The sequence below is a fragment of the Niallia sp. Man26 genome (assembly GCF_022049065.2).
Lineage (GTDB): Bacteria > Bacillota > Bacilli > Bacillales > Cytobacillaceae > Niallia.
Genome location: NZ_CP095743.1, coordinates 3,004,615 through 3,028,273 on the forward strand (window position 1 = coordinate 3,004,615; position 23,659 = coordinate 3,028,273).

A 23,659-nucleotide genomic window follows, 5' to 3' on the forward strand; every position below is an offset into this window, starting at 1 on the left:
GTAATTAAACTTGCAAATGTGTGACGATGTTGTAGTCCTTTATCGCCCATTTACTGTCTTTATAATGAATATTGCTTATACAAGCATTTGTTAAGTATGTATTGTCTAATGTAATTTCCTCGTTTGACAGAATTCTTAAAATGGTATGAATGACAGCACCATGAGCAACAAGGAGAACTTTTTGCTGTGGGTAGCTTTGCAGAATATCTGCCAAGCCCTGTTTCAGTCTTTCTGCCAATTCCCAGTAAGGCTCTGCATTAGGATAAAGCATATCAGGATAAAGGACCTGTCTTTCCTCCTTTGTTTTTCCTTCTGCATCCCCAAAGCTTCTTTCAATGAATTCGGCCATTTCTACTATAGGCAGGTTTAGAGACTCGTTTATAATAGCCGCAGTTTCCTTTGCCCGAATAAGAGGGCTTGTGATGATAAGATCCCAGCTAGTTTCCTTCAAATAGTCCCGGCATTGTTCTGCTTGTCTAATTCCGTTCGAGTTTAATGGAATATCGGTTCTGCCTTGAATCTTCCCTAAGGAATTCCAATCTGTCTCTCCGTGCCTTATTAAACAAATATTTGTCATGAATCTTAATTCCTTTCTATACAAGAGCATGATATTTCTACTGTAGATTAAATAGTCTAACTTTTCAATAAATTATCTGTTTTATTCGCACAGTTGTTAAAAGTAACCGTTTTAATTAACAGAAAATAACTAATTTTCCGCCTTCATGCAGATGGAGTTATTTCTATTGCAGGAGTTCTAAAATCGCATTACACTTATTGCTGGTAGCAAATTAAATGGTAAAGGAGCACCACATATGCCTAGAGCACTATGGCTTTTAGTAATTGGAATGGCTGTCAATGTCACCGGCTCTTCTTTGCTTTGGCCATTAAACAGTATATATATCCACGACCACCTCGGAAAATCTCTTACAGTTGCCGGTTTTATCTTAATGCTTAATTCTGGTGCAAGTGTAATCGGGAATTTGGTTGGCGGCGCGCTTTATGATAAATTAGGAGGCTATCTCTCCATTCTTCTGGGAATTTCGTTAACAGCTTTGTCCTTGTTAGGGCTGTCCGTCTGGAATGCTTGGGAAGCTTATTGCTTCTTCTTCACATTGTCAGGCTTTGGATCTGGGATTATTTATCCAAGCATGTATGCAATGGCGGGAAATGTCTGGCCAGAGGGAGGCAGAAAAGCGTTTAACAGCATTTATGTTGCCCAAAACGCTGGAGTTGCATTAGGTTCAGCAATTGGCGGGCTAATTGCTTCCTATTCGTTCACTTGGATTTTTATCTCTAATACATTTATGTATGTTGTATTTTTCTTTATTGCATTATTGAGCTATAAAAACATCCAAGTTCAACCAATTGTGCAAACGGCAGGAGACAATGGTATAAAAAGAAAGAAAGCACATCGAAATCCAGCTCTTTATGCCCTTACTATTCTCGGCTTCGGTTATTTGCTGTGCTGGATTTGTTATGTACAATGGCAAGCGACCATTTCTACACATACACAAGAGTTAAATATTCCGCTTGCACAATACAGTTTACTATGGGCCGTTAACGGCGGCTTAATCGTTTTTGGTCAGCCTCTCATCAGTCTGTTTACGAAGAAAATATGTTCTTCTGTAAAAATGCAGATGTTAATTGGTATTGTTATTTTTATTATTTCTTTCCTTATCGTCGGTCAAGCAGACATGTTTGCAGGGTTCTTAGCTGCCATGATCATTCTCACCGTAGGGGAAATGTTAATATGGCCAGCTGTTCCAACCATTGCAGATAAACTGGCACCAAAGGGGCGGGAAGGCTTCTTCCAAGGTATTATCAACAGTACAGCAACCGGCGGCAGAATGATAGGTCCTTTATTAGGAGGCTATCTAGTCGATGTTAATGGAATTGGCCTGCTAGTACCTGTATTAATTTTCTTACTTGTTATTGGTATGGCAGCTGCTTACTTCTATGATGCACCATTAAAAACCAGCAAGCTTAGAGTACCTAAAACAGAATAATATTAAAAGGGCGATTCATCATTAGAATCGCCCTTTTTGATGCATTACTAAGACTCTTTATGGTAAATGTAGGGCCATTTGATTTTGCTTATCCTGTATAAGCAGCCTCATTCTGTATAATTGATCCCTTTGCTGCGCGTTGGCACTATGATCCATCGTTTGCAAGTCATTAAATACATTTTCCAGCTGAAATTGTGCATCTGTATATTCTTCTATATTATAATGCTCCTGCATTTGAGCAATTTTATACTGTTCTTCTGCATAGCCTATCGCTGTATTACATCTTTCCAAAAGCTCATCCATAGAATCACGAGTTGCCAATATATAGCCCTCCCAACAAGTGTTGCTGTCTTTGAAGCAATAGTGCTTCGCTACATATTATCTGTAGTCTGCAACCTTCTTATGACTTCCTTTTCTTTACTGAATTAGCGGTTTATATAAAACTGTTTGGAGAAGCAGCAGTTACATGTTAAAATTTTTGTTATGCATTTAGATTGCATTATAAGGAGGTCATTCTTTTGAGTCAGCAAAATCCTTTTGCTTATGCAGCTGATAATAAAAGATATCATACATGGAATTATCATTTGCGAGGCGAGTTTGGACATAAAGTATTTAAAATCGCACTAGACGGAGGCTTCGATTGCCCTAACCGGGACGGCACGGTGGCACACGGCGGCTGTACTTTCTGCAGTGCTGCTGGTAGCGGTGACTTTGCAGGGAATCGTGTCGATTCATTGGAAAAGCAATTTCACGATATAAAAAACAAAATGCATGAAAAGTGGAAAGACGGCAAATATATGGCTTATTTCCAAGCATATACAAATACACATGCTCCTGTTGAAGTGCTGAGAGAAAAGTATGAAACTGTTTTGAAGCAGGAAAATGTTGTCGGCATTTCCATTGCGACAAGACCAGATTGTCTTCCTGATGATGTTGTTGAATATTTGGCAGAACTGAATGAGCGCACCTATTTATGGGTGGAGCTTGGCTTGCAGACTGTCCATGAAAAAACAGCACAGCTTATTAATAGAGCCCATGATTATCAAACATATGTGGATGGTGTTAATAAACTGAGAAAACATAATATCCGCATTTGCTCACATATCATTAACGGGCTTCCACTTGAGACGAATGAAATGATGATGGAAACAGCGAAAGAAGTGAGCAAGCTTGATGTGCAAGGAATTAAAATTCACTTGCTTCATTTGCTGAAGGGCACACCTATGGTTAAACAATATGAAAAAGGATTGCTTAAGTTTCTAACCTTTGACGAATATATTCAGCTTGTTTGCGACCAGCTGGAAATATTGCCGCCAAGTATGATCATTCATCGAATTACAGGCGATGGACCGATTGATTTAATGGTTGGACCAATGTGGAGTGTCAACAAATGGGATGTACTGAACAGCATTGATGCAGAATTGAAAAGACGTGACAGCTGGCAAGGAAAATTTTATAATGCGGAAAAGGTGACGATATGAAGCTGGAACGCATACTTCCCTTTGCAAGAACATTGTTAGAAAATGCAATCGATGAAGACGATATTGCCATTGATGCGACAATGGGAAATGGTCATGACACCTGTTTTCTGGCAAACCTTGTAGGAGAAGGCGGCAAGGTATACAGCTTCGATATTCAGGATCAGGCCCTTGAAGCAACGAAAAGCAGACTTGCAGCCCAGTCCCTTACTAATCGGGTAATTCTTACTAAAACAGGGCATGAAAATGTGGAAAAAATTATTCCTGAAAAACTGCATGGACTTGTGAAGGGTGCTATTTTCAATTTAGGCTATTTGCCTGGTGGAGATAAATCAATCGTTACAAATTCGAACACGACTATAATGGCAGTCGAACAAATATTTAACATGCTTGCACCAGAAGGAATCATTATTCTTGTCATTTATCATGGACATACTGAAGGTGCACAAGAAAGAGACGAGCTGCTTACATTCGCTGAAAACTTCAGTCAGGAAAAAGCGCATGTTTTAAAATATCAGTTCATTAACCAAAAAAACAACCCGCCTTTTATTATTGCCATTGAGAAAAGATAAATAAGAAAAAATGCCGGATAATCAGTAAGACTGATTCCCGGCATTTTTTTATTTCTTTTCGTTTAAGGAAGGGTGAAGCAGACAATACATGAGGCAATCATAAATATGTTCATTTTGAACCATATATTTTGCCAAAGTACCTTCTTTATGAAAACCTGCTCTTTCCAGCATTTTTTGAGATGAATTATTTTCAGGATACACAATCGCTGAGATTCGGTTCAATTGCAAAGCAGAAAATCCGTATGATATAACTTCAGAAATAGCCTCCATCCCATAGCCCTTTTTCCAAAAATCCGGGTGAAGCTCATAACCGATTTCAGCCCGCTTATGCTTTTGATGCCATGCATGATAGCCAATTGTCCCAATAAAAGCGCCGCTGTCCTTTTCTACCATTCCCCAGCGAATTCCTTTTTGCATGCTGTAATTCATATTGAAAATTGCCAGCAAGGAACGTGCTTCCTCAATTGTGGTAAAAGGCTCTTGCCCGTAGTGCACCGTAACGTCAGGACGACTTAATATACTATAAATCGCTTTAACATCTTTTTCTTCTATCTCTCTTAAAAGCAACCGATCTGTTTCTAGTTCAGGAAACATCTGCAACTCCCCTTGTCGGCCTACATTTATTTAGATATCGTCTTCATCATTCCTGCTGGAATCATCTTTTGAAACTTGCGGTATGCTCGTCCATTAATATAAAAGAAGTAGCCAACCGGACCGGAAGTTTTAATAATTTCCCTTGCCAGCTTTCTAATATTTTGCTGCTTATATACTTTCTCGTCAGATAAGTAGACACCGAGCAGTCCTCTGTTAATAAGTTTGTGGAACCGTTGATGAGGGAGATTTTTTGTATGTCTGTCTGCTTCTTCTACAAAATGCTTTAACCGGCTGAAAAGCTCTTCTTCATCTTTATAATAGAAGCAGAAATTTAAATCGCCGCCCTGTCTGTCTTCTTCCTGATCGATAAAGTAATCTAATAATATGTGAAGACCTTGTATATATGGAAAATAGCCGTCTCGAATATTGGAGGAATAAGCTGGCTGAAAATCCTTTCTTAATGCATAAGAAACTAAACAAAATATCCCTAATGTTGAACCGGAGCATGCAGAGAATTCATACCAATCCATTTCAGGTATTGCGTGCTTGTTCTCATCAAACCATGATTTCAATCTTGGAATTCTTTCCTCTACCATAACATGCTTATGTATTTGCAAATCGCAATAATAACGGCAAAGTTCAAGTAACTGGTCTTTAATATATTCGTAATTCTCTAGCTCTGCGAGTGTGTCCCGGCATGTCTTGGCTAAATCATACAAGTAGCCGCCGTCGTCTTGATCCTCTCGGAACCGGTAATAGTTAGTGGGTTGTGCCCCGACTGTGAGCGCATGCTCCATTGATTCATGCAGTGCAGAGAAATCCCGCGGATCTAATGAAGTGCTCCGGTCACATAGATTATCAAGATAATCGCTGATTGTTTGGTATGCCACAATAAATTTAATGGCAGTCTTATATTCATGCCTTGAAATAAGGGCCATGATTGATCCGCCTTCACAGTGGAATGTTTTGTCCTTTATGCTCGCCAAAGCCTGTCTTTGCAGCTCAGGATTTGGGATTTGCTTTGCTCTGTTCGTCCAATAGTTCAGTTCCTTGTGAACAACAGGAAAAACCTTTAAATACACTTTAGACATTAATGTTAGTGGCATGTTTGGTACAGACATTTTTAAAACCTCACTTATACAATATAACCTATCGATTTTAGCTGACTATTGATAAAATCAAGCGCATAGTCAAACACATCATCTCGTTCCGGCTCGTTAAAGATTTCATGGTAGCATTGTGGCCATTCTTTAAATCTCTTTTCTGATAATGGTACCATATTGAACCAGTTTTTTACCATTTTTTTATCTACTACTGAATCGTCTCCCCCTTGCATAAGAAGAAGAGGCAAATCCTGCATTTTGTTTACATTCGCAAAGGCTGCAGCCATTGCACTAATCAGTTCTCTATACCATCTTACAGACACTTTTGTAATATATAAGGTATCGTTGCTATCTATTTCCCTAATTTCTGCATTTCTAGTCGCCATTTCGATTGTTAAGCCTGTATTCATGCGCAGTCTAGGCGCAGCTTTGTTCAAAAGGATTGAAATGGCGCTCAACAGCTTCGGCGGATATTTTTTTAACCCAAGACATGGCGATGAGAGAATAAGACCAGCAAGCTTAAGATTCTCCTGTTGCAGCAGACGAATAGATGCCAAGCCTCCTAAGCTGTGTGCAATCAAAAAAACCGGCAATTCAAATTGGTAGGCTGCTTGAATCCAGTCTTTAACTTCAATTGTATACTCACTGAAAGAGTCGATATGCCCCCTGCTTGACCGTGTTGTCATGCCTTGGCCTGGAAGATCCCCCATCACGACATGAAAACCAGATAAGCGAAACATTTCAATTAGCCAACCGTAACGGCGATGATGCTCCATAGCACCATGAACAATCACGACGACTGCTTTAGCCTCTCCTTCCGCTTCCCATTTCCACATAAAAAATCTCCCCCATTCGACTTATCACAGTATTGCTTCTTCTATTATGTAACACGTAAATGCACTTTGACAAATTTTTAAATTAAATTACGGCGATTGTTCCTGATTATTTAAGGAAAATTAAAGGTTGCCGCAGTACTCTATATTTGATAAAACACATATTTAATACAAAAAATCGGTTTTTATATTATGCACTAACGGGAAAAAAATATTAAAAAATAACCAAATGCAGCCTCTTTAGGCGTGAAAGGTATCTTCAAGTCAAGAAAGTTCATTTCTTACTATTTATTTTCTCAAAATTTATCCGATAAATACTTATATAAGAAATAGGTGATGAAAATGAATACAAACGAAATAATACTATACTCTGTCCTTGCTCTATTCTTCGTATTATTCCTTGTAGTTCAAAAAAGGCTTACTAAAATTGTAAAAGGACTGCTCTTTTCCTTAATAGCCATATTAGTTGGCATCAGCTTTTATGTATTAAATTTAGACGGTTCTAAGAATTTTGCGCTTGCAAAAGAGCGGGTAGAGGAAATAGCTGTTACAGCTAAAGAAAATGTAGAAAAATTAAGTTCAAAAGTAACTATAAAAGAATCTGTGTTATTGGAAGCAACTGCAATGAATCAACTGCCAGAGCTTCCGAGAGGCTGTGAAGTGACGGCTCTTGCGATGCTTTTGCAATATGCAGGTGTAGATGTAGATAAGATGACACTTGCAGAAGAAATTACTAAAAATACTACAGCATATGAAGTCGTTAACGGTACTATTTATTATGGCAATCCTAATGATGGGTTTGTCGGAGATATGTATTCCCTTGAAGGTCCGGGGCTTGGTGTTTATCATAAGCCGATTGCTGAGCTAGCGGAAAAATATCTTCCAGGAGCAATCGTTGATTTTACTGGCTCTGATTTCGATTCGGTAAAAGAACAGCTTTCAGATGGCCGTCCAGTTTGGGTTATTACTAATTCAAAATTCCAAGAGCTTTCTGATGATAATTTCCGCACATGGGTAACTCCAAGCGGTACAATCGATATCACATATTCCGAGCATTCCGTCCTGATAACTGGCTATGACGAAGATTATGTTTACTTTAATGATCCATTGACAGGTGAACAAAATAAAAAAGCACCCATCGATGATTTTATTGCATCGTGGGTGCAGATGGGAAGCCAAGCAATAACTTACAGCAACTAACTTCCCTACTCCATTAATTAAACAAGTGTTTTTTCTTTTAAATATTCCTTTTCGAAGGAATATTTTTTTTCGATATAAACACTATGCCAAACCATAAACATCAATACAGTCCAAATTTTGCGGCTGTTGTCAGCTTTACCTTGGCAATGGTCTTCCAATAGCTGCAATACAACAGATTTGTTCAGCAAATGGTCTGTATCGCTTTCTTTAATGATTGTTTTTGCCCATTCGTTCATCTCATCTTTTAACCAGTGACGAATTGGCACAGGGAAGCCTAGTTTTTTGCGTGTTAATACATGCTCAGGCACAAAGCTTTCCGCTGCTTTTCTTAAAATATACTTTGTAGTTCCATTTGCAGTCTTTAAGCTAGACGGTATTTTAGAAGCTACTTCAAACACAGCTTTATCTAAGAAAGGTACACGCAATTCTAGAGAGTGAGCCATTGTCATTTTGTCTGCTTTCAGCAAAATATCTCCTCTCATCCATGTGTGGATGTCAATAAACTGCATGCGGTCAACTGGATCATAACCTTTGCTTTCTTCATAAAGAGGTTTTGTAATATCTGTATGATCAATATTTTTGTTGTAGATGGACAGCAACTGTGCTTTTTCACTTTCACTGAACATCTTAGCATTTCCGATATATCTTTGTTCCATCGGTGTCACACCGCGTTCAATAAAGCTCTTTCCTTTAACACCTTCAGGAAGAATCGCTGCAATAGCACGCAACAGGGACTTACCAATTTTAGGAATTTTATTAAATACTTCCAATGACTGCGGCTCACGGTAAATATTGTATCCGCCAAACAGTTCATCTGCACCTTCGCCTGAAAGAACAACTGTAACATGTTTTCTAGCTTCTTGTGCAACAAAGTATAAAGGCACACATGCTGGATCAGCAAGCGGATCATCCATATGCCACATAATTTTCGGAATTTCATTCATATATTCCTGTGGTGTAATGATGCGGCTGATGTTTTCTAAACCAAGCTTATCCGCTGTTTCCTTCGCTACGTCAATTTCACTGAAACCATTATGCTCAAACCCGACAGAGAATGTTTTAATTCCAGGATGGAATTCTTTCGCAATACTAGCAATAATCGATGAATCAATTCCGCCGGAAAGGAAAGAACCAACAGGAACATCGCTTCGCATATGCATTTTTACACTGTCAAACAGCACATCTTTAATTTCTTTAACGAACTCTGATTCCGTTTTGTTCACAGGCTGGAAAGATGCTCTCCAATAGCGTTTAATATCCATTGGCTCACCAAGTTTTTTCGTGAAGTAATGACCTGGCTCAAGCTTGTTGATGCCTTCTGACATTGTATTAGTCTCAGGAACAAACTGGTAAGTCATATAATGCTGAAGAGACTCATAGTTTAATACATCGCTTTCTAATGCCATTGCAATACTCTTTTTCTCTGATGCAAAGTAAGTCTTTTCACCATCATCAAAATAGAAGAAAGGCTTGATTCCAAATGGATCACGAGCACCATACAATGTTTTTTCCTGCTTGTCCCAAATAACAAATGCAAACATGCCGCGAAGTTTTTCAACAGCCTTTTCTTTTTCATGGCTGTAAAGGGCAATGATTACTTCTGTATCTGAGTTAGTTTGGAACGTTAAGCCTGCCTTCACTAGCTCTTCTCTGATTTCCAAATAGTTATAAACTTCTCCGTTGAAGATGATCCAATAACGTTCATTTTCATATGTTAACGGCTGATGCCCAGACTCGATATCAATAATACTCAATCTTCTGAAGCCGAATTGGATATGTTCATCATAGAAGTATCCTTCATCATCCGGTCCACGGTGTGTAATAATTCTATTCATATTCGCAAATTGTTCTTTTTGCGCCTCTTGGAAGTTTTGCTCTTTTTCATGTATACAGCCTACAAAACCACACATACTGCTCACCTACTCCATTCTTCTCCTGTTACTAAGGAGACCTAAATTACTGTTAGTATAAACTTTTACTGTTAATCTTTAAATGTAATCCGAGCTATTTTAAAACATTATTATGTCCTATTAGCAAATATTGACTACCATTTATATTTTACATTAATCCATTATAGACGAAAGTCTTGATAATTTTAAGAGCTAAAAACAAGTAAAATTTTCTACTGACTTATTAGACGGAAAAAGAAAGAAGGAGTTACACTTTATTACCGTGCAACTCCTTCTTTTATTTTCCAGCGACAGCTGTTTTTAATACATCTGATTTATCTGTACGTTCCCAAGGCAAATCTAGGTCATTACGTCCAAAATGTCCGTATGCTGCTGTTTGCTTATAAATTGGGCGACGCAAGTCCAGCATTTTAATAATTCCTGCTGGGCGAAGGTCGAAGTTTTCGCGGACAGCGTCTACCAGAACTTCTTCTGATACAGTGCCTGTATTAAATGTGTCAATAGAAATGGAAACTGGCTGAGCAACACCGATTGCATATGCAAGCTGCACTTCAACCTTGTCTGCTAATCCTGCTGCCACGATGTTTTTCGCTACATAGCGTGCTGCATATGCTGCAGAGCGGTCTACTTTAGTTGGATCCTTCCCAGAGAAAGCTCCGCCGCCATGTCTTGCATAACCGCCATATGTATCTACGATAATCTTTCTTCCTGTCAATCCTGCATCACCTTGTGGTCCGCCAATAACGAAACGGCCAGTTGGATTAATGAAATACTTCGTATTTTCATCAATTAATTCTGCTGGAACAACTGGATTAATTACATATTCCTTAATATTGCGTTGAATTTGCTCTAATGTCACTTCAGGGTGATGCTGTGTGCTGATAACAATTGTATCAATTCTTACAGGTTTATCATTTTCATCATATTCAACAGTAACTTGCGTTTTGCCGTCCGGACGCAAATATGGCAAGATTTCCTCTTTACGCACTTCAGCCAGTCTTCTAGAAAGCTTATGAGCTAAAGAGATTGGCAAAGGCATAAGCTCTTTTGTCTCATTGCATGCAAAGCCGAACATTAATCCTTGGTCCCCTGCACCGATCGCTTCTATTTCTTCATCTGACATTGTTCCTTCACGTGCTTCAAGGGCTTGGTCCACACCAAGAGCGATATCAGCAGACTGCTCATCAATAGAAGTAAGCACTGCGCTCGTTTCTGCATCGAAACCATATTTTGCACGAGTGTAGCCAATTTCCTTAACTGTTTCTCTTACAATTTTCGGTATATCCACATATGTAGATGTAGTTATTTCCCCTGCAACTAAAACTAATCCTGTTGTTACAGATGTTTCTGCTGCAACACGGGCATTTGCATCTTTTGCTAGAATAGCGTCTAAAATCGCATCTGAAATTTGGTCACAGATTTTATCCGGATGACCTTCCGTTACCGATTCAGAAGTAAACAAGCGACGTTTTGATGACATCTGATTTCCTCCTTATTATAAGGCAAGCACTCTTGCCCTCTAAATTGATACGGTACTCATTCCCTAGATAGTATGAAGTAAACAAGGCGTTTTTATCCGAGAAGTGTTATCCTTTGGCAAAAAACACTTGCTCAAAAACACACATGAAAAATATACATTTTTTTAAAAGATAATGGACCAGATTGCATACAAAAAACCTTTTCAATAGTGAAAAGGCTCCAAGCAAAATTGATTCGCACCTTTCACTCTTATCGTTCAAGGATATTTCCTTGCTACAGGTTAGCACCTTTCCTAAGAGAATGTCTGCTCCATCCATCAATTAAATGGATGTTTCAGCCTATTTTCTTCACATAGTAGGTTGCTGGGTTTCATCGGGCCAGTCCCTCCACCAGCTCAGGATAAGAGAGTATCCGTTCAAGATTTCATAATAGCTCAAACTTTTAATTACTGTCAATATATTTATCTTTAATTAGTCGAATTTAATGCAATCAATTTGTATGTTATTTTCGTTTTTCCATCAGACCACTCCAGTTTTTCAATGGAAGCAGTTCCGATAAGTTCTCCTTTAATGGTCTTTCTGACTTCTAAAGGAATATGCAGGGGATATAAACGATATGCTTCTTTTTCGAGTTGAAACCAATTTTCCTCAAGGCGCAATTCATTTCCTTTGGTGACAATCATTGTATTTAATTCTAAGGGCATTCCCATTTTTCGTTCTCCCTCCTTCTTATCCTTACTTATATTCTACCAGCTTTTCACTGTGTTTTTTCATCCAACTGCATAAATTTTCTACAACCTTCCGATTGACTTTAGGAGGGAAATAGTGAGTGAATTCTGGAAAGTACCATGTTTCAACGGTTTTCCCTTGCTTTAGAAGCCCCTCTTCCAGCTTTTTGCTGTGTTCAATTGACACATTTGTATCCTGCATTCCATGAATAATTAAAGTAGGTGCGCAAATCTTGTCCAAATAATGAAGAGGCGTTCGCTCTTGAAACCGTTCCGGATATTTTGCCGGTGTGCCGCCAATGACTCTTTTCATCATTCTCCGCAAATCCTTCCTTTCTTCATATGTCAGCACCATATCAGAAACACCGCCCCATGTGACAATAGAAGCAACAGGACAATAAATGCCAACAAACAAAGCCATAACACCGCCTCTTGAAAAACCAAAAACATGGACTCTTTTAACGCTCGGGTAATTTTTCAGCAGATGAAAAGCAGCAATTCCATCTTCCCGATCTTCTCCAGCGAAATCTTCATTTCCTTCTCCACCTTGATTGCCCCGGTAAAATGGTGCAAACACAATAAAGCCCTCTGCAGCGAATTGAACAATTCTGCCTGGTCTAACCTTGCCAACATTTTTTATTCCGCCTCGTAAATACAAAAATCCGTCTGAAATGTCTTTCTGTTTAGGTACAGCAAGTAATCCTTTTACTTTCAAACCATTTACAGCATATGTAACGATATACAAGTCAATTGAAGGATTTGGGGAGGGGAATCTGATTTGCTCCAATATCTCTCCATTCATGCGAATCCCACCTTTTTATTTTTTTGTATAATACCCCAAATTTTCTCCTGATAATTGTTCCATCATTCTTTTTATACAATAATCAATCGTCCTATCTTTCATAATATAGCTGAAAGATTTATGAAAACGGACATCTAATATATCTCCGTTATAGATTCTTGGCCCTTCTGTTTCTAAATAATTATCTCTATGCTGCAGGGAAGAGATATGTGCAAAATAGACTGCTTTAACAAACTTAGAATCTTTTTCATGGACCTCATACTCTGCAATCCAAGTAAGCTTGCCGACAATTCCGCCTGTTTCTTCCATCACTTCCCGTCTGCATGCTTCCATTAGTGTTTCCTTGTCTTCGACTTTGCCTCCTGGAAATTCAATGCCTCTCGTTTTGTGCTTTGTCATCAGCCATTTTCCATCCCATAAACAAATGACTAAAACATGTTTTGCAGGAAGAGAAAATGCATTTTTCTCAAATGATAAATTCACTTTTAGTCCATTATTGTCATAGAATGTTTTCATCATTGCCTCACATTCATTAGTAATCATTTTTCTAGTCCTACTGGAATATCTTTCAATTGATAGGGTATGTAACCATTATAAAGAATAGGGGTATAATAATGAAACTGAAAGCTTTAATTAAGTTGTGGCGAAAATAGACATTCTCCGATATTATAGTAAGTATAATTAATAAAGCGGTTACATTAATACACACCGATATACCATTTGGAGGGAATGGATCATGAAATTAGTCGATGAATTATATAATTTATATAAGAATAAACTAACTGGTGATGAGGAAGATATTGATATGCTAGCATTCGCCTTTTTAGAGGAAATGTCTAGAGAAGATCTTCTTCATATCATCCAAGAGCTAAATGAGCAAGAGCTGTATGACTTGATGGGCTTATATTTAATTGAAAGCCTTAAAGGCAAATTTGCCAAAGATGATTATCGTCAGCAAGGTCATACATTGTTTTCGCCAAGAAACCTGCACTAATTCACTCTGCAAAAAAAGACAAGTTCCAAGCGGACTTGTCTTTTCCTTTTTAACCTTCATTCTCTACCTGCAGGAAATCTATTTAGAGCTTTAGCTCATTGGTCATGGATTTGTCCTTTATCAAGTTTTAAATAACCTCTATTAAGTACTTTTACCATCTGGATGTTTCGTTTAATATTGTTTGTTGGAGGGAAGATTATATGGGAACAAAATAGTTTTCAACATCAATCATTTTCACCTATAATGATACAGAAATCTTCAGTACTACCATTTTTTGAACCTTTTGTTGCTCTCGACCTTTGGCGTGAAGTGGTTGCAGATGATACACAAAAGAAATATTTAAAAGACAAAGGTTGAAAGGGATTGTTCTATGCACGTATACACTATTTTATTAAGTACAATCATTTTACTTAACATTATCTTCGCTTTCCTAGTCATTTTCTTTGAAAGAAAAGATCCCATCGCCACTTGGGCATGGCTCATGGTTTTGACCTTTATCCCAATACTAGGATTTATTTTATACCTTCTTATTGGTCAAAATTTGCGAAATAGGAAAATGTTCCAATGGGATGAGCGAAAAAAGCTTGGAATCGAACAAGTCTTGGCGTCTCAATTATTGCAAATCAGTTCAAATCAGCTGCGCACTACAAATGAAGTTATTAGAAATAATCAAGATCTTATTTATATGAATTTATTCAATAATGATGCTGTTTTGACAGAAAATAACGCAGTCGATATTTATACAGACGGCAAGGAAAAGTTCGACCAATTATTAAAAGATATTATGGCAGCTAAAAAATCAATCCATCTGCAATATTATATCTTTAAAAATGATGGGATAGGTTCCAAACTGATTGCAGCCTTAACTGAGAAGGCAAAGGAAGGGCTGGAAGTAAGGCTCTTGTATGATGAGCTTGGCTCGAGAACTTTACAAAAGCGCGCTTTTAAGGAATTAAAAGCTGCCGGTGGGCAAGTTGCCGTCTTTTTCCCAAGCAAGTTTCATTTAATTAATTTACGGATGAATTACCGTAATCATCGAAAGCTTGCCATTATCGACGGGCATATCGGCTATATTGGAGGCTTTAATGTTGGGGATGAATATTTAGGATTGAATCCTAAATTCGGCTACTGGCGTGACACGCATCTTCGTATTGTCGGCACAGCCATTTATGCTATTCAGACAAGGTTTATTCTTGACTGGAACCAAGCGGCCGCACACCATGAAATTCATTACTCTCCAGATTATTTTCCTGGTAAGCTTGACGAAATTATCGGGAATATCGGGATGCAGATTGTCTCAAGCGGTCCAAACTCTGAGTGGGAGCAAATCAAAAATGGCTATATTAAAATGATTACAGCTGCTAAGGATTCGGTTTTTATTCAAACACCTTACTTTATTCCTGACGCGAGCTTGCTTGATACTTTAAGAATTGCAGCCCTATCAGGGATAGATGTTAAAATTATGATACCAAACAAGCCTGACCATATGTTTGTTTATTGGGCGACATATTCCTATATTGGTGAAATGCTAAAAGCAGGAGCAAAGGTATATATATATGAAAATGGTTTTATTCACGCCAAGACATTGCTTGTTGACCGGAAAATCAGCTCTGTAGGTACTGCTAATATTGATATGAGAAGCTTCCGTCTGAACTTTGAGGTAAATGCATTTATATATAGTGAGGAAATAGCGAATTCACTGACTGACGGCTTTATGGAGGATATGAAGCTATGCACTCCCCTTTCATTAGACAGCTATTCAAAAAGATCATTATGGATTAAATTTAAGGAATCATTCTCTCGATTATTAAGTCCACTGTTATAAAAAAGAGGTGCTAGATAGCACCTCTTTTGCTTTGCTTATGCGAAAACTTGCTTCAAGTCTTCTTTGCTTTGCTTTAACCAGAACTGCATAAGCTTTTTTGCTCCCTCAAGATCATGAAGCTTCGCTTGGCCGCATTGTGTTTCATTTGCAGCAGGAATTTCTGTGATTTCAACTGCTGTTTTCATTGTATCTTCAAGCAAATCGATAACTTCTTCCACAGTCGGCTCACCGCTGACAACTAAGTAATAGCCAGTTTGGCAGCCCATTGGGGAAATATCAATAATATCAAAATGATTATATTTTTCTACATGTGCACGAAGATTAAATGCTAATAAATGCTCTAATGTATGAATCACATCAGGCTTCATTGCCTGTTTGTTCGGCTGGCAGAAACGGATATCATATTTATTAACAACCCCGTCACTTCCTACTTTGTGGACACCACAGTGTCTAACATACGGAGCTTTTACGGCATTATGATCTAGTTCAAAGCTTTCAACTGAAGGCATTCATGTCATCCCCTTTTTTTTCGTTACCTCATTATAACGTAAAACCCGAGTATTTTCATCAACTTAATTATATTATATTTTTCCAGTTTAAGAATGTTCGTAAAATGGAGTGCTGTCATTTTCTTCTCTTTAACAGTCATGCTATACTGACTTCAAGTAAGCATTAGAAATTAGGAGTGCAAAATATAAATGATAAGCAAACTGTTCATCTTACTAATCCGGTTTTATCAAAAGGCCATTTCACCACTTACTCCGCCCTCCTGCCGCTTCTATCCTACCTGTTCCTCTTATGGTTTAGAGGCTATCAGAAAGCATGGTGCATGGAAGGGCGGATATTTAACAATAAGGCGCATTCTCAAGTGCCATCCATTTCATCCAGGCGGCATTGATCCGGTCCCGGAAGAATGGCCGCACAAAAAGGATCATTCCCCTAATTAAGCTTTATAGCCATCGACTACAAGGTCAAGCTTTCCTGTTTTAGGATCAATTACTAAGCCGTGAACAGGAACATTTGGTGGAAGAAGGGGATGATTCTTCACCATCTTAACACTATGTGACACACTTTCTTCAACAGAACTAAAGCCTGTTAGCCATTTATCCAAATCCATGCCGGAGTTTTCTAATGTGCTGATAGTATCCTCAGAAATTCCTCTATCCTTCATTTTATCAAGCATAGAGTCATAATTTAAGGCACTCATTCCACAATCATGATGTCCGATAATCATTACTTCATCTGCCTTTAATTCATAGACAGCTACAAGAATGCTTCGCATGATACTTCCGAAAGGATGTACTACTACTGCCCCAGCATTTTTTACAAGCTTTACATCACCGTTAGAAATATTCAAAGCATGTGGCAGAAGCTCAAGCAGTCTTGTATCCATACAAGTAAGAATAACCATTTTTTTATTTGGGAATTTCGTTGTTATGTAACGCTCGTATTTGTTTTCTGCTACAAATTGTTCGTTGAAAGTTAAAATTTCATTTAATAATGTCATTATCCTTATCTCCTATCTTATCTACTCTTTTTTTTACTATATCCATCTATTATATAGTAAGTAAAAAATCTTTTGAAGACAACTCCTAATAACTAAAAGCCTGTATCTATCCATTCTTACATAATTGCGCCAATTCCTGAAAATACTAACAGCAGTATTCGGAATACAAAAGGAAAGGATAGATATTAATGGATCATCTAGTTACTGCTCGAAGCATGTTCGGGATGACGATGGGGTTTCACATCATCTTCGCAACAATCGGGGTCGGACTGCCTTTAATGATGTTAGTGGCAGAAATTCTTTATCAAAGAAAGAAGGACCTTGATTATGTCATCATGGCGAAAAGATGGACAAAGACATTTGGGATTTTGCTTGGTGTCGGTATTCCCACAGGGACGATTGCCGGCCTTCAGCTTTCCTTGTTATGGCCAGGCTTCATGAAAGTGATTGGAGAGGTAATGGCACTCCCTTTTCAGATAGAAATCTATGCTTTCTTCATAGAGGCATTATTTATGTCCATCTATGTGTATGCAGCCGAAAGGATTCCACCATGGGCCAGAATCAGCAGTCTTATTCTTGTTGCAATTGGTGCCCTTGCATCTGCCATCCTTATTACAAATGTACATGCCTTTGAAGGAACACCGCAAGGATTTCGCATGGAAGACGGACAAATTACAGACGTAGATCCATGGAAGGCTTTCTTCAATCCTACCTTTTTTGTATCCGCAGGACATGTAGCGATGAGTGCTTATACAACAGGAGCCTTTGTTGTCGCAGCTGTTTCTGCATTTAAGATGTTAAAACAGCCATTCGGCTCGCGCATCTTTCAGTTCCATCAGAAAGCATTGATTTTAAGTATTTCAGTCGGTGCTGTCTTTTCCTTATTGACTGCCTTAAATGGACATGAGTCTGCTCAAAAACTGTATGAATATCAGCCGGAAAAGCTCGCTGCTGCTGAAGGGCTCTTTGAAACACAGTCTCATGCACCTCTCGCCATTGGCGGTTTCACAGACAAGGAGAATAGAGAAATAACCGGTGCGATTGAAATACCATGGGCACTTAGCTTTTTAGCAGGAAACAGCTTTGATACGGTTGTCACAGGCTTAAATGACTTTCCTGAGGAATATTGGCCGCCGCTTTATGTTCATACACTATTCAATGCCATGGTGGGGATAGGCTCCTTTCTAATTCTCCTTTCCTTCGCTTCATTGGCATGGAAATTCCTTTTGAAAAAGGAGCGTTTTCCTAAATTTATTATGTGGATCTTTGTAGCTTCTGGTCCTCTCGCTATTGCTAGCATAGAATTCGGCTGGATTTTTGCTTGTACAGGCCGTCAGCCTTGGACTATTTACAGGCAGTTATCAACGGCAGATTCGGTAACTACAAGCGGCAACCTTCCATTGCTGTTTTTCTCTTTTATGATTGTTTATATCATTTTAGGGGTTACGGTGGCTTTAGTACTTATCTATTACTTCCGCAAAAACACAGTACTGAAGGACTTAAATGCTGCAAAGGAAAAAGAGATCCCGCTGTTTGGATCTAACAGTTAAGGAGTGTTAGCAACATGACAGATTCATTACTGGCGATTACTGTACTGTGGGGATTTGTATTCATATACGCCATTATGGCAACGATGGACTTTGGTGCAGGCTTCTGGTCGATGGTTTACATCAACAGGGAAAAAACGCGAGCAACAAATATTGCAAACCGTTATCTTTCTCCAACATGGGAAGTAACGAATACTTTTGTTGTTGCCATCGTTGTTGCAGTTTACAGCTTATTTCCAAAAGCTGCTTATACTTTAGGAACGGTTCTGCTTATACCAGGAAGCATCATTCTTCTGCTTTTGGCAATCAGAAGTGCCTTCCTTGTTTTTTCAAATATTGTGGAAGAATACCGCAAGCCGCTAACGTATATTTCAGGCATTACTGGAATGCTGATTCCAGGTATTTTACTCAGTGTCCTTCCAATCACCCATGGAGGATTTGTTGTATTTCAAGATGGCAAGCAAAGCCTTGATCTCGTCGGATTGTTCTCTAGTCCTAACGAATATGCCTTTTTCGGCTTTGCATTAAGCAGCACACTTTTTCTATCTTCGTTGCTTCTGGCAGATTATTCAAATGTTTCGAATGAACCTGAGGCCTATCGGCTATACAGGAGGGATGCAATTATTCTCGGTCCTATTTCTTTATTGATGGCAGTATTTATCATGCTCACATTAAAGCAGGATGCCAATTGGATTTATGTAAAAATGATGGATGATTTATATTTGCTTCTCCTTTCTCTTTTCTTCTTTATACTTGGGGGAGCAGGTCTTTTCCTTCCCTCACGAAAAAATAAAGACATAAAGGGAATGCCCAGGCTCGCTATAGTATCCATTACTATTCAATATTTAATGGCTAGCTATGTTTACGGTAAAGCGCATCTTCCATATATCGTTTATCCTGAAGTAACAATCACATCGTCCTTTACTAGTCCTAGCTCATTTCATGCGATATTCGCAACTTATATTGCAGCTTTCATTATTCTGTTTCCTGGTTTTTATTTCTTTTGGAAATTGTTTATGCATGATAAAAAATACTTACAGCAAAAGGCGACTAAAAAATAGGACATCACTGCTACAAGTATAAAATTTTCGTTTCTGCTTCATACTAAGTATAGGAAGAGGGCTACCCAATTCCTGTAAATCATAAGCCAACTAAGGAGAGTGTTTCTATTGGCAAAAGATGTACTTTGTGAAGTAAGAAATTGTACTTTTTGGGAAAGCGGAAATTTATGTGGAGCCGATCAAATTTATGTAGTAAGCCATGTAGGTGAACATGCTGATAACAGCAGAGAAACAGATTGTAAAACATTTCAGCCTACAGAATAACGCAAAAAAAGAGAGGACTTTGCCTCTCTTTTTTGTTTACTTGGAATATAACTTCTTCTCTGGTCTGTCTGGAGCAACCAATTCTTCATCAAGATGCTTGCCATAAAGAATAATATCCCTGATTATTTTGGCACCAAGCATGCTGTACACTGTGCCATTTCCCCCATATCCTAAACAATAGAAGATACCATCCTTGCTTGGGTGCTTGCCGATAAATGGTCTGCCGTCTGCAGATTCGCCAAAGGTAGCTCCATAAACATAGTCAACATCCATTACATATTCAGGGAAATGCTCCTTTATTTTCTCCAGCAGTCTTTCTCCATATTTCTTTAATACTTTAGCATCTTGCGGAGCTTCCATTGGATCTTCATCAAGACCGCCTGCTACAATCCTGCCATCATATGTAGTCCGCATATAAAAATACGGTCGTTTCGTCTCCCATATCATGCACTGTCCTTCCCAGCCAGCAAAGTTTTCAAGTCTGCTTGTTGCGATTGCGAAGGAACGATTTAATTCAGCTCCAAGCCGGTCCGTATGAAGTGCGGCTTCATACCCTGTTGAATAAATAATTTTTTTCGCGTGAATGATTGCTCCGCTGTCAGCTTTAATTTGCCAATATCCATCTATAAAGCCTTGCTCCTGTACATTAGTTTGTTCATATACACGGACATTTTGCTTTAAAGCTGCCTCTTTAATAAGCTGAATAACAAGCCTCTGAGGATTAACCTCTGCATCTCCTTCTGTAAGAATAGCAGCAGGCTTTGAGAAGCCGAAGCGCCCCTTCATTTGATTATCATCTAAATATTCAACAGGAAAACCGTGTTTTTTCAACATCGCATACTCTGTTTTCAACTTATCTGCATCTGTTTGACTGCTTGCATAATATAAACTTTTTCTTTCTTTGAATTGAACATCTTCTGTTAGAGAACTGGCAATGTCTTTTAAATCTTTCATTGCCTCAAAACACAGTTCGTAAAATCTTACTGCTTTTTCCTCTCCGATTGTTTGAGCAAATTCATGGAGCATCATATCGTTGGAGTATTGTAGAAGTCCTGTATTTGCTGCAGAACTTCCATGCCCTATTTTCCTTTTATCTGCAAGTACAATCTCTAAATCTTCATTTGCTAAGATATTCGCTGCTATAGCTCCAGACATTCCACCGCCAATGATAAGTACATCACAAAAAACATCCTCCTCCAAACGAGGATAGGAAGGAATATCTTTTAATGTATGTGGCCAATACAGCTCTCCATGATATAAATCAAGCCCCATGACAAAGCCCCCTAAAATATATTAGTCTTGGCTATTACAGCCACTCTCTTAATGTTTTTCTGACAATTTTTTTTGAGGCATTCCTCGGAAGCGCTTCTATGAAACGAATTTCTTTCGGTAGCTTATAGGAAGCTAATTTCCTTCTGCATTCTTCCAACACATAACTTTCAGTCAAGTCCGTTCCTTCCTCACATACAATAAAGGCTGCGGGAACTTGTCCCCATTTTTGGTTATCCATTCCGACAACCCCAGCTTCTTTAATTCCTTCTATAGAGGAAATTACCGATTCTAATTCTGCTGGATAAATATTCTCTCCGCCAGAAATAATCAGGTCTGAACGGCGATCAAGTACATACAGGAAGCCTTCTGTATCTTTATACCCTATATCGCCAGTGTGAAACCAGCCATCAGCTGAATGAGCTCCTTTATTCAAATATCCTTTAGACACATTAGGACCATATACAACAATTTCGCCAGCTTCTCCAGCTCCTAATTCATTTCCATCATCATCGACGATTTTCAACTGAGCAGGAAACAAAGGCTTGCCTGCAGAGCCAATCTTCCTTGCAGCATCTTGAGGCGGTAATGTTACAATTTGGGAAGAGGTTTCAGTCATGCCATAAGAGTAATACACTGGAATTCCCTTTTTCATACAGCTTGAAATTAACTCAATAGATGCCGGCCCACCTCCAAGAAGCATGTAACGGAAATACTCTGGAAACGGGCTCGTTGCTGCCTTTTCTATTTTTTGGAGCATTGCTGTCACAACAGACATAATTGTTATTTTTTCCTTCTGCAAATCAGTCAGAACTTGCTGTTCATCAAAAGACTCGTGCAGGACAATTTTCATTCCATATAGCAGACTTCTTATTAATATAGAGTATCCGCTAATATGGAAGATAGGCACAGTACAAAGCCAAACATCCTTTTCGGTCATCCCCGCATTTAACACATTGCCGACAGCGCTCCACCAATGATTTCCGTATGTTTGGATAACACCTTTAGGAAAGCCTGTCGTCCCAGAGGTATACATGATGGTACATGTATCTGCTAAATTTACTGTTTCCTGAACAACAGGCTGCTGAAATGGACCATTTTCCAGCTCTTGATTAAATATCACATTTAAAGAAGGTAATGCACAGACCAATTCCTCTGTCTTTGTATGAAAATCATTGTCTGCAATAAGAGAATGAGATTTGGAGTCTTTGATTTGATACAGCAGTTCATTTGCTGTAAGGCGATTGTTTAAGAGCACGGCTCTTGCTCCCAGCAAATGAAGAGAAAGAAGAGCGATTACAGTGCGAAGATCGTTTTTCACTAAAAAAGCGACATAGTCCCCTTTCGTAATCCCTTTTGCAGTTAATACTCCTGCTGTGTAATATGCTTTTTCATACAGCTCCTGAAAGGTCAATGAAGTATTTTTGTAGACAATTGCCTCTTTGTCAGGTGTTAAAGAAGCTCGGTTCTTCAGGAAATTAGGAAGCAATTCTTCCATATGATTCTCTCCTTTTTAGTTAACAGCATTTGTTTTTTGTAATCAAAACAGGGTGACCCCCATCTTCTCCACTAATAGAGTGGAAAAGATGCTAGAAGTCACCCTTTTTTGGTTTATCCCGTTATTTGAAAATCAAGGAAAACGTGGGAATTGGCCAAAGTCAGGCTTGCGTTTTTCCTTAAAGGAATCGCGTCCTTCTTTTGCTTCATCCGTTGTGTAGTATAGAAGCGTTGCATCTCCAGCAAATTGCTGAATCCCTGCAAGTCCGTCTGTGTCTGCGTTAAACGCCGCTTTCAAGAAACGTAAAGCAGTCGGGCTCTTTTCTAGGATTTCCTCACACCATTTGATTGTCTCTTCTTCCACTTGCTCCAATGGAACAACAGTGTTTACAAGCCCCATATCCAATGCTTCCTGAGCATTGTATTGTCTGCATAAGAACCAGATTTCTTTTGCTTTTTTGTGTCCGACAATGCGAGCTAAATAGCCAGAACCATAACCTGCGTCAAAGCTTCCTACGTTTGGTCCAGTTTGTCCAAATACAGCATTGTCTGCTGCGATTGTTAAATCACAGACTACATGCAGTACATGGCCGCCACCGATTGCATAGCCTTTAACCATTGCGATAACCGGTTTAGGAATTACACGAATTAATCTTTGCAGGTCCAGAACATTCAAACGAGGAATCTGGTCTTCTCCCACATAGCCGCCATGTCCTCTTACTTTTTGGTCTCCGCCTGAGCAGAAAGCTTTTTCTCCTGCACCTGTCAAGATAATAACACCAACACTGCTGTCATCTCTTGCTCTTGCAAAAGCATCAATTAATTCATTTACCGTTTTTGGTGTAAAGGCATTATGTACATGCGGGCGATTAATCGTAATTTTCGCAATGCCATTGTATGTTTCATAGATAATTTCATCGTAATTGCGCACAGCAACCCATTCTACTGCCATTTATATTTCCTCCTTTTATTTTGCCGAACTTTTATGAAG

Annotated in this window: 25 protein-coding genes and 1 riboswitch; of the genes, 10 read left to right on the plus strand and 15 right to left on the minus strand. The window is 38.7% G+C overall.

Features of this window, described 5'->3' with window-relative positions:
- Positions 1–4: 4 nt before the first annotated feature.
- Positions 5–577, minus strand: coding sequence for a histidine phosphatase family protein (locus L8T27_RS15135; protein ID WP_237941817.1), 573 nt, complete (start codon positions 575–577; stop codon positions 5–7).
- 235 nt (positions 578–812) lie between these two features.
- Between L8T27_RS15135 and L8T27_RS15140 the strand changes: the two genes are divergently transcribed.
- Positions 813–2,006, plus strand: coding sequence for an MDR family MFS transporter (locus tag L8T27_RS15140; RefSeq protein WP_237941818.1), 1,194 nt, complete (start codon positions 813–815; stop codon positions 2,004–2,006).
- Positions 2,007–2,063: 57 nt separating this feature from the next.
- Here the strand turns inward: L8T27_RS15140 and L8T27_RS15145 are convergent, their stop codons facing one another.
- A complete protein-coding gene (locus L8T27_RS15145) occupies positions 2,064–2,327 on the minus strand; it encodes a YtzC family protein (protein ID WP_233317621.1) in 264 nt (87 codons plus the stop codon).
- A gap of 197 nt (positions 2,328–2,524) precedes the next feature.
- Between L8T27_RS15145 and mnmL the strand changes: the two genes are divergently transcribed.
- On the plus strand, positions 2,525–3,487 hold the full coding sequence (gene mnmL / locus L8T27_RS15150; RefSeq protein ID WP_233317619.1) for a tRNA modification radical SAM protein MnmL/YtqA: 963 nt from the start codon (positions 2,525–2,527) through the stop codon (positions 3,485–3,487).
- Entirely contained in the window at positions 3,484–4,056 is a 573-nt protein-coding gene (gene mnmM, locus L8T27_RS15155) for a tRNA 5-(aminomethyl)-2-thiouridylate-methyltransferase MnmM (protein WP_233317617.1), read from the plus strand. The genes mnmL and mnmM overlap by 4 nt, the downstream gene beginning before the upstream one ends.
- A gap of 48 nt (positions 4,057–4,104) precedes the next feature.
- On the opposite strand, the gene L8T27_RS15160 is transcribed toward mnmM, so the two are convergent.
- Genes L8T27_RS15160 through L8T27_RS15170 form a run of 3 tightly spaced genes read right to left on the minus strand, consistent with a single transcriptional unit; the run spans position 4,105 to position 6,589 of the window.
- Entirely contained in the window at positions 4,105–4,650 is a 546-nt protein-coding gene (locus tag L8T27_RS15160; protein ID WP_233317615.1) for a GNAT family N-acetyltransferase, read from the minus strand.
- A 26-nt stretch (positions 4,651–4,676) separates the two neighbouring features.
- Positions 4,677–5,771, minus strand: a complete 1,095-nt coding sequence (locus tag L8T27_RS15165; protein ID WP_233317614.1) for a tetraprenyl-beta-curcumene synthase family protein — start codon at positions 5,769–5,771, stop codon at positions 4,677–4,679.
- 14 nt (positions 5,772–5,785) lie between these two features.
- Entirely contained in the window at positions 5,786–6,589 is an 804-nt protein-coding gene (locus L8T27_RS15170; RefSeq protein WP_233317613.1) for an alpha/beta hydrolase, read from the minus strand.
- 339 nt (positions 6,590–6,928) lie between these two features.
- On the opposite strand from L8T27_RS15170, the gene L8T27_RS15175 reads away from it, so the two are divergent.
- A complete protein-coding gene (locus L8T27_RS15175) occupies positions 6,929–7,786 on the plus strand; it encodes a C39 family peptidase (RefSeq protein ID WP_233317611.1) in 858 nt (285 codons plus the stop codon).
- A 17-nt stretch (positions 7,787–7,803) separates the two neighbouring features.
- Here L8T27_RS15175 and asnB read toward each other — a convergent pair whose 3' ends face one another.
- The 5 genes from asnB to ytkD form a co-directional block, all read right to left on the minus strand.
- A complete protein-coding gene (asnB, locus tag L8T27_RS15180; protein WP_233317722.1) occupies positions 7,804–9,696 on the minus strand; it encodes an asparagine synthase (glutamine-hydrolyzing) in 1,893 nt (630 codons plus the stop codon).
- A 277-nt stretch (positions 9,697–9,973) separates the two neighbouring features.
- Positions 9,974–11,176: a methionine adenosyltransferase gene (metK, locus tag L8T27_RS15185; RefSeq protein WP_233317609.1), complete on the minus strand. Its 1,203-nt coding sequence runs from the start codon at positions 11,174–11,176 to the stop codon at positions 9,974–9,976.
- A gap of 245 nt (positions 11,177–11,421) precedes the next feature.
- Positions 11,422–11,581, minus strand: a riboswitch (SAM riboswitch).
- Positions 11,582–11,641: 60 nt separating this feature from the next.
- Entirely contained in the window at positions 11,642–11,884 is a 243-nt protein-coding gene (locus L8T27_RS15190; protein WP_233317607.1) for a DUF2584 domain-containing protein, read from the minus strand.
- A gap of 25 nt (positions 11,885–11,909) precedes the next feature.
- On the minus strand, positions 11,910–12,704 hold the full coding sequence (locus L8T27_RS15195) for an alpha/beta hydrolase family protein (protein ID WP_237941819.1): 795 nt from the start codon (positions 12,702–12,704) through the stop codon (positions 11,910–11,912).
- A gap of 15 nt (positions 12,705–12,719) precedes the next feature.
- Positions 12,720–13,247, minus strand: coding sequence for an RNA deprotection pyrophosphohydrolase (gene ytkD, locus L8T27_RS15200; protein ID WP_233317604.1), 528 nt, complete (start codon positions 13,245–13,247; stop codon positions 12,720–12,722).
- 193 nt (positions 13,248–13,440) lie between these two features.
- Here ytkD and L8T27_RS15205 point away from each other — a divergent pair, with 193 nt between their 5' ends.
- Both L8T27_RS15205 and cls read left to right on the plus strand, forming a co-directional pair.
- The gene (locus L8T27_RS15205) at positions 13,441–13,698 is read left to right on the plus strand and encodes a DUF6154 family protein (protein ID WP_233317602.1); all 258 of its coding nucleotides are present in this window, start codon (positions 13,441–13,443) and stop codon (positions 13,696–13,698) included.
- Between the two features lie 370 nt (positions 13,699–14,068).
- Positions 14,069–15,523, plus strand: coding sequence for a cardiolipin synthase (cls, locus tag L8T27_RS15210; RefSeq protein WP_233317600.1), 1,455 nt, complete (start codon positions 14,069–14,071; stop codon positions 15,521–15,523).
- 35 nt (positions 15,524–15,558) lie between these two features.
- Here the strand turns inward: cls and L8T27_RS15215 are convergent, their stop codons facing one another.
- A complete protein-coding gene (locus L8T27_RS15215) occupies positions 15,559–16,032 on the minus strand; it encodes an S-ribosylhomocysteine lyase (protein ID WP_233317599.1) in 474 nt (157 codons plus the stop codon).
- Positions 16,033–16,221: 189 nt separating this feature from the next.
- On the opposite strand from L8T27_RS15215, the gene yidD reads away from it, so the two are divergent.
- Positions 16,222–16,470 carry a membrane protein insertion efficiency factor YidD gene (yidD, locus tag L8T27_RS15220; protein ID WP_245399887.1) on the plus strand — a complete coding sequence of 83 codons (249 nt, stop codon included), beginning with the start codon at positions 16,222–16,224 and terminating at the stop codon, positions 16,468–16,470.
- Here the strand turns inward: yidD and L8T27_RS15225 are convergent.
- On the minus strand, positions 16,467–17,030 hold the full coding sequence (locus L8T27_RS15225) for a beta-class carbonic anhydrase (RefSeq protein ID WP_233317598.1): 564 nt from the start codon (positions 17,028–17,030) through the stop codon (positions 16,467–16,469). The two genes, yidD and L8T27_RS15225, sit on opposite strands and share 4 nt — an antisense overlap.
- 188 nt (positions 17,031–17,218) lie before the next feature.
- Here L8T27_RS15225 and L8T27_RS15230 point away from each other — a divergent pair, with 188 nt between their 5' ends.
- From L8T27_RS15230 to L8T27_RS15240, 3 genes are all read left to right on the plus strand, one after another.
- Positions 17,219–18,580, plus strand: a complete 1,362-nt coding sequence (locus L8T27_RS15230) for a cytochrome ubiquinol oxidase subunit I (RefSeq protein ID WP_233317596.1) — start codon at positions 17,219–17,221, stop codon at positions 18,578–18,580.
- Positions 18,581–18,594: 14 nt separating this feature from the next.
- Positions 18,595–19,638 (plus strand): cytochrome d ubiquinol oxidase subunit II, encoded by a 1,044-nt coding sequence (locus tag L8T27_RS15235; RefSeq protein WP_233317595.1) that lies wholly within the window; start codon positions 18,595–18,597, stop codon positions 19,636–19,638.
- 108 nt (positions 19,639–19,746) lie between these two features.
- Positions 19,747–19,902, plus strand: a complete 156-nt coding sequence (locus L8T27_RS15240) for a DUF1540 domain-containing protein (protein ID WP_233317593.1) — start codon at positions 19,747–19,749, stop codon at positions 19,900–19,902.
- A gap of 36 nt (positions 19,903–19,938) precedes the next feature.
- Here L8T27_RS15240 and L8T27_RS15245 read toward each other — a convergent pair whose 3' ends face one another.
- The 3 genes from L8T27_RS15245 to menB all read right to left on the minus strand — a co-directional run bounded on the left by L8T27_RS15245 (position 19,939) and on the right by menB (position 23,620).
- Complete coding sequence (locus tag L8T27_RS15245) at positions 19,939–21,174, minus strand: NAD(P)/FAD-dependent oxidoreductase (protein ID WP_237941820.1); 1,236 nt, start codon at positions 21,172–21,174, stop codon at positions 19,939–19,941.
- A 34-nt stretch (positions 21,175–21,208) separates the two neighbouring features.
- Positions 21,209–22,669 carry an o-succinylbenzoate--CoA ligase gene (locus tag L8T27_RS15250; RefSeq protein WP_237941821.1) on the minus strand — a complete coding sequence of 487 codons (1,461 nt, stop codon included), beginning with the start codon at positions 22,667–22,669 and terminating at the stop codon, positions 21,209–21,211.
- Between the two features lie 132 nt (positions 22,670–22,801).
- A complete protein-coding gene (gene menB / locus L8T27_RS15255; RefSeq protein WP_127736786.1) occupies positions 22,802–23,620 on the minus strand; it encodes a 1,4-dihydroxy-2-naphthoyl-CoA synthase in 819 nt (272 codons plus the stop codon).
- Positions 23,621–23,659 lie beyond the last annotated feature (39 nt).

Excerpts from the sequence above, each read along its gene's own strand:
- L8T27_RS15135 (WP_237941817.1), bottom strand. The coding sequence starts at position 577 with ATGACAAATATTTGTTTAATAAGGCACGGAGAGACAGATTGGAATTCC.
- L8T27_RS15140 (WP_237941818.1), top strand. The coding sequence starts at position 813 with ATGCCTAGAGCACTATGGCTTTTAGTAATTGGAATGGCTGTCAATGTC.
- mnmM (WP_233317617.1), top strand. The coding sequence starts at position 3,484 with ATGAAGCTGGAACGCATACTTCCCTTTGCAAGAACATTGTTAGAAAAT.
- L8T27_RS15160 (WP_233317615.1), bottom strand. The coding sequence starts at position 4,650 with ATGTTTCCTGAACTAGAAACAGATCGGTTGCTTTTAAGAGAGATAGAA.
- L8T27_RS15165 (WP_233317614.1), bottom strand. The coding sequence starts at position 5,771 with ATGTCTGTACCAAACATGCCACTAACATTAATGTCTAAAGTGTATTTA.
- L8T27_RS15170 (WP_233317613.1), bottom strand. The coding sequence starts at position 6,589 with ATGTGGAAATGGGAAGCGGAAGGAGAGGCTAAAGCAGTCGTCGTGATT.
- L8T27_RS15175 (WP_233317611.1), top strand. The coding sequence starts at position 6,929 with ATGAATACAAACGAAATAATACTATACTCTGTCCTTGCTCTATTCTTC.
- asnB (WP_233317722.1), bottom strand. The coding sequence starts at position 9,696 with ATGTGTGGTTTTGTAGGCTGTATACATGAAAAAGAGCAAAACTTCCAA.
- metK (WP_233317609.1), bottom strand. The coding sequence starts at position 11,176 with ATGTCATCAAAACGTCGCTTGTTTACTTCTGAATCGGTAACGGAAGGT.
- L8T27_RS15190 (WP_233317607.1), bottom strand. The coding sequence starts at position 11,884 with ATGGGAATGCCCTTAGAATTAAATACAATGATTGTCACCAAAGGAAAT.
- L8T27_RS15195 (WP_237941819.1), bottom strand. The coding sequence starts at position 12,704 with ATGAATGGAGAGATATTGGAGCAAATCAGATTCCCCTCCCCAAATCCT.
- ytkD (WP_233317604.1), bottom strand. The coding sequence starts at position 13,247 with ATGATTACTAATGAATGTGAGGCAATGATGAAAACATTCTATGACAAT.
- L8T27_RS15205 (WP_233317602.1), top strand. The coding sequence starts at position 13,441 with ATGAAATTAGTCGATGAATTATATAATTTATATAAGAATAAACTAACT.
- cls (WP_233317600.1), top strand. The coding sequence starts at position 14,069 with ATGCACGTATACACTATTTTATTAAGTACAATCATTTTACTTAACATT.
- L8T27_RS15215 (WP_233317599.1), bottom strand. The coding sequence starts at position 16,032 with ATGCCTTCAGTTGAAAGCTTTGAACTAGATCATAATGCCGTAAAAGCT.
- yidD (WP_245399887.1), top strand. The coding sequence starts at position 16,222 with ATGATAAGCAAACTGTTCATCTTACTAATCCGGTTTTATCAAAAGGCC.
- L8T27_RS15225 (WP_233317598.1), bottom strand. The coding sequence starts at position 17,030 with ATGACATTATTAAATGAAATTTTAACTTTCAACGAACAATTTGTAGCA.
- L8T27_RS15230 (WP_233317596.1), top strand. The coding sequence starts at position 17,219 with ATGGATCATCTAGTTACTGCTCGAAGCATGTTCGGGATGACGATGGGG.
- L8T27_RS15235 (WP_233317595.1), top strand. The coding sequence starts at position 18,595 with ATGACAGATTCATTACTGGCGATTACTGTACTGTGGGGATTTGTATTC.
- L8T27_RS15245 (WP_237941820.1), bottom strand. The coding sequence starts at position 21,174 with ATGGGGCTTGATTTATATCATGGAGAGCTGTATTGGCCACATACATTA.
- L8T27_RS15250 (WP_237941821.1), bottom strand. The coding sequence starts at position 22,669 with ATGGAAGAATTGCTTCCTAATTTCCTGAAGAACCGAGCTTCTTTAACA.
- menB (WP_127736786.1), bottom strand. The coding sequence starts at position 23,620 with ATGGCAGTAGAATGGGTTGCTGTGCGCAATTACGATGAAATTATCTAT.